Source organism: Brevibacterium sediminis (assembly GCF_024895295.1).
Lineage (GTDB): Bacteria > Actinomycetota > Actinomycetes > Actinomycetales > Brevibacteriaceae > Brevibacterium > Brevibacterium sediminis.
Genome location: NZ_JAHQRN010000005.1, coordinates 162,581 through 173,584, shown reverse-complemented (window position 1 = coordinate 173,584; position 11,004 = coordinate 162,581). Strand labels below are relative to the sequence as shown.

7 protein-coding genes are annotated in these 11,004 nt (G+C 62.0%); all 7 read right to left on the bottom strand.

All coding sequences use genetic code 11. The annotated features are described in order from the left end of the window. Positions 1 to 1,111: 1,111 nt before the first annotated feature. Positions 1,112 to 2,200 (bottom strand): N-acetylmuramoyl-L-alanine amidase, encoded by a 1,089-nt coding sequence (locus KTJ89_RS13055; RefSeq protein ID WP_259358024.1) that lies wholly within the window; start codon positions 2,198 to 2,200, stop codon positions 1,112 to 1,114. A 152-nt stretch (positions 2,201 to 2,352) separates the two neighbouring features. Then, positions 2,353 to 2,670 carry a thioredoxin gene (gene trxA, locus KTJ89_RS13050; protein WP_039211718.1) on the bottom strand — a complete coding sequence of 106 codons (318 nt, stop codon included), beginning with the start codon at positions 2,668 to 2,670 and terminating at the stop codon, positions 2,353 to 2,355. 123 nt (positions 2,671 to 2,793) lie between these two features. After that, entirely contained in the window at positions 2,794 to 3,780 is a 987-nt protein-coding gene (trxB, locus tag KTJ89_RS13045) for a thioredoxin-disulfide reductase (protein ID WP_139467599.1), read from the bottom strand. Between the two features lie 149 nt (positions 3,781 to 3,929). Continuing rightward, positions 3,930 to 6,458 (bottom strand): protein kinase family protein, encoded by a 2,529-nt coding sequence (locus KTJ89_RS13040; protein ID WP_259358023.1) that lies wholly within the window; start codon positions 6,456 to 6,458, stop codon positions 3,930 to 3,932. A 22-nt stretch (positions 6,459 to 6,480) separates the two neighbouring features. Next, positions 6,481 to 8,100, bottom strand: a complete 1,620-nt coding sequence (gene murJ / locus KTJ89_RS13035; protein WP_259358022.1) for a murein biosynthesis integral membrane protein MurJ — start codon at positions 8,098 to 8,100, stop codon at positions 6,481 to 6,483. Positions 8,101 to 8,103: 3 nt separating this feature from the next. After that, positions 8,104 to 10,416 (bottom strand): DUF6049 family protein, encoded by a 2,313-nt coding sequence (locus KTJ89_RS13030; RefSeq protein ID WP_248283864.1) that lies wholly within the window; start codon positions 10,414 to 10,416, stop codon positions 8,104 to 8,106. Beyond that, positions 10,413 to 10,901, bottom strand: a complete 489-nt coding sequence (locus tag KTJ89_RS13025) for an NUDIX domain-containing protein (protein ID WP_025779589.1) — start codon at positions 10,899 to 10,901, stop codon at positions 10,413 to 10,415. The genes KTJ89_RS13030 and KTJ89_RS13025 overlap by 4 nt, the downstream gene beginning before the upstream one ends. Positions 10,902 to 11,004 lie beyond the last annotated feature (103 nt).

Genomic DNA, 11,004 nt, shown 5'->3' with positions numbered 1-11,004 from the left:
CCTACCGGTGATCAGCTCACTACTAGTCTCCGGTATAGCGTGGGTTTTACGTGAAACACGTGCCGGCGAGTACCATCGCACGGCTGGTTCGCGCATCTGCTCGACGCGAAGATAGCTGTACTCCGCGTAATGAGGCGTATGCGGGTGGGATAGAACTTCTGGTTGTTTCAGTCTGCTGGGCTGAGGCGGGAACTAGATCATGTTCTGCGCACAGGTCATATCCCCAATTCAGGGGGTTATCGTCGAAACTACGGCCTCTTCGCTTCGTTGTTTCACGTGAAACAACCGAGCACTGAAAAGAGACGCGCTGCTATTCAACACACGTTTTTGAGCTGAACGAACAGCCCTATTAGTACTGGATGTAATGAGTATAGGGTCGGGGATTCGCAACGGCCCGATACCTGATATTTCGATGTGCCGATCGCGAGTACTGTCGACTACCGTCTCTGACTGGTCCAGTGAATAGCCCGTTCGCAATGATGGCGCTGTCGAAGTGATTAGAGTCGGTGTCCCCGAAAATGCATGGGCAGTGAAGGGCGGGTTAGTTCGACGTTATAAGGATGCCGTGATGTCAGCCGGGATTTGTGGGTGTTGTTATAGTCATTGGTCTTGCGCCTTCGGAGAGCTCGTATGGTTTCACGTGGAACGACGGAACTGGACTCGCCCTTTTCGTTGTCGTGTGAGAGCAACTCAGTTCGTGTGTATGGTCGCTGCGAAGCTACGCGAGGTTGTGGCCGAGAGTTTCAATGAGCAGGCAGTCGTCCAGATGGCTTCGCTCCTCAAAGGAGGGCCCTTGTTGCTCGGGCGATTCGTCGATTGAAGTCTACCCAGGCTGTCGTTTCACGTGAAACATATCTCTCCCGAGCCCATGCTGGGAGGTCGGTAGGGTTCGGTACGCGCGCTGCGTGGGATTAGTGCGGGTCGACCGTTGTCCGTTGTAGGTGTTGTCCCTGAGTTGTATCAACCCGTCTTCGGTGCTTGAAGAGAGCGCCTGTTCTCTGTGGTTAGTCGTCTGGTGCTTTGTCTCCAGAGGGCCAAGACTGAGGCGAGAAGAGCCGTGCTCCTATTCAAGAAGCATGACTCTGGAGGCAGCAAGGTTGAAGCTGGGTGACTAGTTCAGCGCCTTGATGGCATCGAGACTGAGTGTGCCGGTCTGCGGATCCTTGTCCTCCAGAATGTAGAGGCGCTGGAGCGCGGCGGCTATTCCGTCGGCGATCGCGTCCCTGACGTGCGGATCCTTGAGATTTTCGAGATCGTCAGGGTTGGTGAGGTAACCGCTGACGACATGCACCTTCGGAGTCTTCAGTCGCTTGAGTGATGACCACGTGCGCGCATGCGTGCGGCAGTCCAGCATTCCGGTCCGTGCGACCAATTCGCCTTGGATGAGCTCCGCCAGCTTCTGCCCCGTGGGCGAGTTGAGGTCCGCCTGACGTTCATGACCGAAGTAGAAAGTTGCGATTCCGTTGGCATCCTTGGATTTGCTGACATCTGCCGTGACGGTGATGACCGCAGATGCGCCGAGTGTATCTGCGCGATTGACCTCGACAGCATCGCCTTCGAGGAGAAGAGCCCCCGCTCCGATGGCCTCCAAACGACCGACAAGGCGACTTGCTATGTCTGAAGTGATCTGACGTTCGAGGGCAGATTGCTCGTCGGTCATCGGCAACGTTTGGAAATCTACAACTGTAGTCGCCGCCTCGATGACAAAAGTGCGGCCGACGAGGGACGTGCCCGAGGCTGCCACACGTGCACGTTCCTGAAGGGCGAAGAGATTGCCGGTGTCCTGGTTGCGGTCGATCGCGTTGAGTCCGCGCAGAGTCTGTGGTCCCGTGACACCGTCGACCTTCGTACCCAAACTCATCTGCAGTTCCTTGACCGCTGCCTCGGTCAGAGACGCGTACTCGGAATCGATACGACCTGGATAGAACCCCAGGCCGGCGAGTTTGGTCTGGAGGTCGACGACATCATCGCCTGTCAGCACCTTGACGGGGTCGAATCGGAGCACACGGTCACCCAACTGATATCGGGCCTGTTCCAGCGCAGAAAACGTCTCAGGACCCAACACACCGTCGCAGAGGATTCCTCGATCCTGCTGGAACTGGCGGACCCCCAGCTCAAAGGCTCGATCGAAGTCCGCGGTCTCGGTATCACCGACATGGAGCCCTAAACGTGCCATCTGAGCTTTGATATTGGGCAGCATCTCGGAAATGTCGCCACGCGAATAGCGCGGTAAGTTCGTGTTCGTCAATGCGTTGCCAATCGTAGGTGATGCGTTTCGAGGGTCAGTGTTCAGCGGCGCTCAGAAATGCCTAAGGCGCCCGTTGATACTACAACAGGCGCCTTAGAACTCGATCAGATGAAGTCGGAGAGCTCATCCTCGAGAGCGGGCTTCGGACGTGCGCCGATGATGGTCTTGGCGACTTCGCCGTCCTTGAAGACGTAGAGCGCCGGAATCGAGGTGATTCCATAGGTGCTTGCGGTCTCGAGATTCTCGTCAGTGTTGACCTTGACCACGTTGAGCTTGTCTCCGTGCTCTTCGGCGATCTGGTCGACGATGGGGCTGACCATACGGCAGGGGCCGCACCAAGGAGCCCAGAAATCGACGAGTACGGGCTTATCGGACTTCAGTACGTTCTCTTCGAACGTGGCATCAGTGACTTCTGTCGACATGAGTAACCTTCCTTCACAACGAATGTCTCTATCAGAACAGTGGAGCTGGATCTTTCATTCCCGGGCCTATTCGCTCGGCCCGCTGTGCTGTCAAGCGCAGCGATACGAGCGGGCGTTTCGGGATCAGGAAGCGACTGAGGCTTCGGCCACTGCTGCTTCCGCCATGGCGGGCTTTGAAGCAGCTTCGAGGTCGCCGAGGTAATGTTCGGCGTCGAGGGCGGCCGAGCAGCCCGAACCGGCAGCAGTGATGGCCTGACGATAGACCGAGTCGATGACGTCGCCTGCTGCGAAGACGCCCTCGACAGACGTCTTCGAGGTGCGACCGTCGACGCTGAGGTACCCGTCGGCGCGCATCTCGAGCTGATCGGCGAACAGGCTTGTGCGCGGGTCGGAACCGATAGCCACGAACATGCCGGTCACCGGCAGTTCTGAGGTCTCACCAGTGACGGTGTTGCGGATGGTCAGCCCGGTGAGGGAATCTTCACCGTGGACTTCGGCGACCTCGGAGTCGAGGAGGAACTCGAGCTTCTCATCGGCGTTCGCGCGGTCCTGCATGGCCTGCGAAGCACGCATCTCCTGCCGACGGTGGACCAGCGTGACCTTGGACGCGAAACGGGTGAGGAAGGTGGCCTCCTCGAGTGCGGAGTCGCCGCCGCCGATGACAGCGATGTGCTGGTCACGGAAGAAGAATCCGTCACAGGTGGCGCACCAGCTGACTCCGTGCCCGGAGAGCTTCTTCTCGTTGGGCAGTCCGAGCTCGCGGTACGCCGAGCCGGTTGCCAGGATCACGGCCTTGGCTGTGTAGCGCGCCCCCAGAGCGGTCTCGATCTCGTGAGCACCCGGGTTGAGTTTGAGGGTCTCGACATCGTCGTAGATGACCTCGGCACCGAACTTCTCAGCCTGCTCTCGCATGCTCTCCATGAGTTCGGGCCCCTGCACACCGGCGGGGAATCCAGGGAAGTTCTCGACGTCGGTGGTGTTCATCAGTTCGCCGCCTGCGGTCACCGATCCTGCGATGACGACCGGCGAGAGGTTCGCACGGGCCGCGTAGACGGCCGCGGTGTAGCCGGCTGGCCCCGATCCGATGATCACCAGTTGAGTATCAGTCATGTGAAAAGTTCCCTGCTTCTATCTGCTGTGCTCAGCGCGCCGCGGAGTGCCGCGCGAATTGACGTTCTTATCTATAACGGTACGGTGCCGCGGACTATTCCGCACCCGAATCCTGTCCGGCATCAGGGTACGAGGAACTGCTGGTCGGTTCAGAAGAACTTCACAGAGCTGATGGTGGCCTTATAGCCGCCATCGGTCTGCGGAAGTTCAGTGACCCAGAGGATGAGCTTGTCCGTCTCGACGTCTTCATCGAACTCCACGGTGACGGCGCCGTCGGCATCGAAGACGCCTTCGCCGATGACCTTCGCGTCCTCGGGGTCGTCCCCGTCACGGATCTCGAACTTGCCTCCGGAGTTCCCCGACGCCACCTTCACCTTGCTGATGGTGGACTCGTCCTCGAACTCGAAGAGCAGACCGACACCGGATTTGAGATTGCCGAAGCTCGCCGAGTTGTACCGGTCGGTGTTCCAGGATCCTTCGGCCTTGGGAATGACGTTCTCGGTTTCACTGTCCTGTTCCGATCCGTCGCCTTCGGGGTCGAGGGATTCGACCGTCTTGATCTTCGGAGGATCGGCTTTCGGAGTCTTCTTCTCTTCCTTCTTCGTCGGCTGCTCGCTCGCTGCGGACGTCTCGGAGACCGGAGTGGACTCCTCGTCTCCCGAGTTGAAGCCGACGATGACGATGCCGAGCACGATTGCGGCAACGACCGCGAGGCCGAGAACCAGCCACAGGAAGGGTTTCCGAGTGGCGGCTGGATCCCGCTCGTCGGGGCCTGCTCCACCCGAACCGCTGCCAGCACCGCCGGAAGCCGCGCTACCGCCAGCACCACCGGTGCCGGCACCCCCTGCCGTGGCTGAGGCAGCTGCGGGTGCGGAGCTCGAAGCCGCTGAACCGGAGGACTTGGCTGCAGCGCCCGCAGCCGCGGCAGCACCGGCAACGCCTGCTGCCGCGGCACCTGCTGTCCCGGCAGCCTTGGTTCGGTTCTTCACGGACGCAGCCTGGGCTGCACCGGTCGAATCGCTGTGCTGTTGGCGCGGTTTCCCGGCCTTGCGCTCAGCAGGGCGCACAGATTCGGAGCCCTCAGCCGCCGCGGCGCGGGACTCACCACCGGTGTTCCGGTTGTCGACTGCACTGCGATCGTCAACGGAGTCCGGGGACAGCCGGCGCATCTCCTTCGGCGGTGCGGCAGCATTGGCTTCCTGCTGACGGGCAGCCGAACTCGCCTCGAAGGCGGCAAGCCGCCTGCGCGCTTCGTCTTCCTTGGCCTTCGCGATCCGCCGTTCGCGTTCATACTCGCGTCGCTGATGCTCGCGCTGCTGTTCATTGGTTTCGAACATGCCGCCGAGGAACCAGGAACCGTCGTCCTCGTCCTCGCCGTCCATGATCACGCGAGTATCGTTCTCATCGCCTTCGTCGTCGTTCTCGGGGACGATCTCAAGTGCCTGAGTGTCAGGATCCGAATCGTCTTCCCGGCTCATGATCGGGGTCGTGAGGTTCTCGTCGTATTCGTGCTCCGCATACTCCGAATACTCCGAGTACGTCTGCTCCGGCTGCCATTCCTCCCAGTCCTGAGCGGCGCTGTCGAGTTGTTCCTTCGCAATCGGGAAGCTCGAGGCCTCGCGCATCTGCATCCTGTCGGCATACCGGCCCGTGGTGCTTCCGACCACTCCGGCCGCCAGTCCCCGCGTTCCCGGACGAGTGATTCCGATGCGCACCAGGGCGGCCTGCACCTGATCTTCGCTGGCGCTGGTCGAACCGCCGGGACCGGGCCCGATGGTCTTCGAACGTGGAGCGGGCAGGCTGGTGGCCTCATCAAAGCTGCGCGGCGACTGATCGAACAGATTCTCGTTCTCCGCCACCGGAGCGCGATTGACGTAGCGCAGCAGTTCCGGGTCCCACTTGTCGATATAGCCGAGAACCTCGGCGACCGAACCCGGACCGGGATCCGAACCTGTGATGATTCCACTGACGAAATCATCGAGTCTGTCAGGGACCTCGGGGTTGAGCGCCTGCGCCCGGGCGATCCGGGCGTTCTCTTTCTCCGCAGGTGGAATGCCGTCGAATGCCTCTTCGCCGGGCCAGTATCCGGTCAGAGCCGTGTAGAAGAGCTGGACGAGCGCGAGGGCGTCTCGACGTGAGGCTTTTGTCGGCGTGTAGTCCTTCTGCTCGACGAGCCCGGTGTCCAGCGCCAGTGCCGCATCGATGCCTATGCCTGCGATGACCACCGCACCCTTCGACGTCAGACCGACCAGACTCGGACGCAGGAACATGTGGAACAGTCCCCGCCTGGCGGAGGTCACTAGCGCCGAGCCGACCTCGCCGATGAGTGCGCAGGCGGCGTCGACGGGCAACGGCGAACGGGGCAGGATCTGGTTGAACGGCGTCACCGCGATGCGCTTGATGACGATGTAGTCCAGTCCGTTGGAATGGCCGACGTCGAGGGTCGGGGCGATGCGCGGGTCACCGAGGATCGACACACGACGGGCGGCTTCGAGGACGTCGTTGGAACCGTCGGCATCGGCGACGAGGATGAGCACGGGTTCATCGAGGATCGCATCGAGTCCGGTACAGACGGCACCGACCTCGGGCTTTTCGGGAAGCCATCGGCGGTCGACGGTCGATACGACATAACGGCCGGCCACCACCATGCCGGGTTCGATATCGATCAGGGCGACCACCTCCGGTGGGGATTGACGGGGCTCAGGCTGTTCTCCTTAGTTTTCCAGCTACCACGCCAATAATCGAATGCAACTCTCTGACTCTGAGCAAATAACAAGCTCCGATGAAGAACAGGAGCATCACGGTGCCGACGGCAGCCGTGGTGATGAACGCCTGCCAGCGTCCTGCCAAGGCGAAGTCCGGGAAGAAGTAGAGCAGACCGAACCCAGCGCCTGCGGCGACGATCGCAGCGAGTAGGAACTTCATGTGCGAGGTGAGGATTCCGCGCAGGTCGATGGCGCCGAGGCGCTTCTTCAGGACCGCAAACGAGATGATCATCGCCATCAGATAGCCGAGGCTCATGACGAGACCGATGATCGCCACCGTCACCGACTTCGGGAAGATCGATACCGAGAGGACGGCCAGGGACTGGAAGATGATCTGCGGCAGCTGGATGAGGAACGGGGTCTTCGCATCCCCGTAGGCGTAGAACACCCGCTGCGCGAGATAGTTCGCGCTGAAGGGAACGAGGCCGAAGACCATCGTGATGATGACCAGACCGATGGCCATGGCCTGTTCGCGACCAGGACCGGCAATGATCATCGCCACCGGTGAGGCGAGGACGACGAGGGCGGCGAGGGCGAAGGTGTTGACCATCCCGACCATCCGCACACCCATCGAGAAGTCGCCGACGACAGCCTCGGTGTCCTCCTCGGCCGCGTTCTTGGCCAGAGAGGTGAACAGTGCCGTGGCCAGAGAGACCGCGATGAGCGAATGCGGGAGCATGAACACGAGGTAGGCGTTCGTATAAGCGGCGTTCGAAGCGTTTCCGTCGCCGGGGATCGAAGCCCCCGAGGCGACGCGGGAGATGATGAGGAAGCCGATCTGGCCGATGAGCATGGCTGCGAACGTCCAGAAGGCGACCTTGCCGGCCGAGCCGAGTCCGACTCCCCGGAATCCGAATGTCGGCTTGTACTTGAAGCCGATACGCTTGAGCGGCCAGATGAGGATGAGTGCCTGAGCCGCGACGCCGAGGGTCGCCGTTCCGGCGATGAGGGCGATCTTGTCCGGGGTCCAGGTGTCGAGCCCGTGCGGAGACGCATTGTTCGTGCCGAAGATGAGGATGAAGACGGCAAGTCCTGCGATCGCGACGACGTTGTTGAGCACCGGTGCCCACATATAGGGACCGAACGACGACTTCGCATTGAGCACCTGGCCCAGCAGCGTGTAGAGGCCGTAGAAGAACAGCTGCGGCAGACACCAGAAGGCGAAAGCCGTAGCCAGCGCCATCTGCTCCTCGCTCCACCCCGAAGAATAGAGCCAGACGAGCAGCGGGGCAGCAGCGGTGGCGATGATGCTCACACCGGCAAGGAGCAGGAACGACAGCGTCAACAGTCGGTTCGTGAAGTCGGCACCGCCGTCTTCCCGTTTGGAGGCACGCACGATCTGCGGGACGAGGACAGCATTGACCACACCGCCGGCCAGCAGCATGTAAAGGGTGTTCGGCACCTTGTTGGCTATATCGAAGGCATCGGCCTGGACCGCCGTGACTCCGATCGCCATGGCCAGCATCGAGGCTTTGACGAAACCGAGCACACGCGAGGTCATGGTGCCGGCGGTCATGATCGCCGAGGACCGGGCCAGGGATGAGAAGCTGGACACGCTCTACCTCTTTTCGGGGTCGTCGGTCTTGGCGCGGGCCATCGCATCGGCCAGCTGCTGTTCGGGGATCTTCGGTCGCCCCCGAGAAATGGTCTTGATCAAGCCGATCACGAACACCACGGCCAGGGCCAATCCGATCACAGCGGTGCCGATGTTCTCCCAATCGGCGCGGACCCGAACCATGAGTGATTCCTGCTTGGGCAGGACCACCTCGTCGGCGGTGACCATCTCGATCGTCGTCGGCACATCGGCGTTGGCGAGGCCCTCGACGGGCACGTCCACACGCATCGTCTCCGCGGCAGGCACCTTCACGGTCTCCGTCTCCTGCGCCCGCAGCTGCGGAGTGTTCGGCTTCATCCGGATCCTCAACGTCGCCTCGGCGGGGGAATCATTGACGATCGTGACCGGAATCGTCGTCTTCTCGCCGGTGACGAGGAGGACGGACGATCCCTTGCGCAGGTGCAGGCTGTCCATGAGATTCTCGCTCTGCTCGCGGGCCTGACCGGCGCAGATGTTCGCGTTCCGGCCCAGGGTCCACGCCGCCGAGGTGCAGGTGAGGAGTTCGCGGTCGAGCCGGATATCGGCGCTGTCACGGTCACTGAAGACGCTGTTGAAGTCCGCTTGGTTCTCCCGGGTCATGGCCAGCGATTCCACGGCCCTCTTGCGGATGTGCGGAGCGTCGGCATCCGTCCGCAGCAGCCCGCGCGCCTCGGAACCGGAATCGAGGATCTTGTCGACTCCGGTGGGAGCGATCCACGGTGCCGAGCTCAGTTCCTCGACGGTCTGCTCCCAATTCGCCGAGGCGGCCGCGCGTGGGAGCGGAACGAACAGGCTGCGAGTGCGGTAGGGCGCCTCGGATTGGATCACCGCGGACTCCGCGACGAGCTCTGACAGTGCCCCGGCCGGGTTGTCCTCGGCGATCGCCTCGGCGCTCATGTCAGTGAGCTTCGTATCCGAGATGAGAGTGTCGATCGTCGACTCGCCATCGTCAGTGATCGTCGTCTGCGAATGCGCATCATCGTGGATGCCGGTGATCGAAGGCTGCTGACCATCGCTGAGGATCGCGGTAGAATTGCCCGACTTCTTCAGTGCCCGCAGCCCGTTCTTCGTCGCACTTCCGGCAACCGGCCAAGCGATGTCCGTGCGGGCATCGGGGAAGACGTCCTTGACGATCTCGCGCTGCTTCTGAGCGAAGGAGCTCAGTCGGTCGATCTTCGTCCCGCGCAGAGCACTGAGATCGGGATCGCCATAGGGCAGAGCGACGACCGTGTGCTTCTGTGCCGCCTCCACGAAGTCCTGATACCAGGAATCGAGGCGTTTGCGCTGCTTCTCTGCGGCTTCGAGTTCGGCACCGCTGGAATCGGCGTCATCGTTCTCCGGCGCTCCGACCGGTGGCGACTGAGTCTCCTCACCGCTTCCCCCGTCGGGTTCTTCGGTCTCCTCCGGTGCGTCGGCGGGAGGCGGTTCGGCGATCGCGGCTTCGAAGGATGCGATGATTCGCGGGTCGATCGCCAGAGCGAGCTCTCTGTGTTCCAGCAGCTTTGCGATCGTGTCGAGCGAACCGCCTTCGGCAATGGCGGCATCGAGCCGGTCGGAAGGGATGAGTCCGCCCTCGGAATGGCCGGGCAGAGTGACGGGAGCGAGCAGGCTGATCTTCGTCTGATCGAACTCCGGATCCGGGTACCACGTGGTGAAGCCGAGCGCAGAGGCCCGCAGACCGGTGTCGTCGCCGAGCTGAACCGCCAGCCCCCGCGGGCCCCAGGAACTCACGGGTGAGGACTTGCTCAGGTCGAGGTCATCGGCGGGCACGCGGAAGGTGAATTCCGCGGAGGTGCCGGGATCGATGGTGTCGTCGAACGAGGTGTCGAGGGTGATTCCCGAGCTGTCATCGGAATCGGCGTCCTTGTCCTTCTTCGCCTTCTTCCTCGCTTCGGTTCCATCATGCTCGAGATCGGCGACGGTGCGGTGCTGTGCCTGTCCCTGCTTCCAGGAGGTCAGGCGGGATTCGGAATCGAGCTTGCGAGTCGACATCTGCAGGCTCAGGCTCGGCTTCTCGACCGCCTTCTTCGTCGTGTTCGAGATCGTTCCCCGCACGGTCAGCGTGCCCTTGTCATCGATCCACGGAGTCACCTCGTCGAGGGTGATCGAGACCTCATCCTTCTTCGCATCGGTGTCCGCGTCGGTATTCGCATCGGTGCTGGCTGCGGCCGGGGCGGCATCGAGCAGCGGATATGCGAAAACCGGCCCTGCGAGCAGCAGGAGCGTGCTCAGCAGGGCGGTGAGGAATCGCAGTCGGCGGATGGGAATGGGTTTCACTGCTCCAGTCGGGACACCATCGGTCGGGCGGCGGCGACGATTCGGCGCTCATTGGCGAACGACAGTCGCGAACGCAGGTCATTGAAGGGCACCCACGCCGCATCGATCGCTTCTTGGTCAGGATCATTATCCACTGTCAGAGTCCCCGACTGTGCACGCAGCAGGAAATGGTGGACGAGTTTGTGGATCCGGATTCCGGTCACGGTGAACCAGTAGTCGACGGTTCCCAGCGGGCAGATGATCTGCCCCGCGATCCCGGTCTCCTCTTCGACCTCACGGCGGGCCGCCTCGGCGGGGGTCTCCGTTCCTTCGAGATGCCCCTTGGGGAGGCACCATTCGATCCGGCCGGCGCGATTGATGCGCGCGATGACGGCCACGGTCAGCAACGGGTGAGAGAAGTCGACAACGATGCCACCGGCGGAGATCTCCTCCACTGTGGTGCGGCGGGACGTGCGGGGTCCCGGCTTGGGCATCGGTGTGGTCATTCTCCTACCTTAGTAGGCGAAGCTTGGAAGTTTCGTGTCATCTGCTCCCGGTAGGCTTATGGAGATCGGAACTCACGCCTGGACGCGGGAGACGAGTTCCCAT

Excerpts from the sequence above, each read along its gene's own strand:
- KTJ89_RS13055 (WP_259358024.1), bottom strand. The coding sequence starts at position 2,200 with ATGCTGCCCAATATCAAAGCTCAGATGGCACGTTTAGGGCTCCATGTC.
- trxA (WP_039211718.1), bottom strand. The coding sequence starts at position 2,670 with ATGTCGACAGAAGTCACTGATGCCACGTTCGAAGAGAACGTACTGAAG.
- trxB (WP_139467599.1), bottom strand. The coding sequence starts at position 3,780 with ATGACTGATACTCAACTGGTGATCATCGGATCGGGGCCAGCCGGCTAC.
- KTJ89_RS13025 (WP_025779589.1), bottom strand. The coding sequence starts at position 10,901 with ATGACCACACCGATGCCCAAGCCGGGACCCCGCACGTCCCGCCGCACC.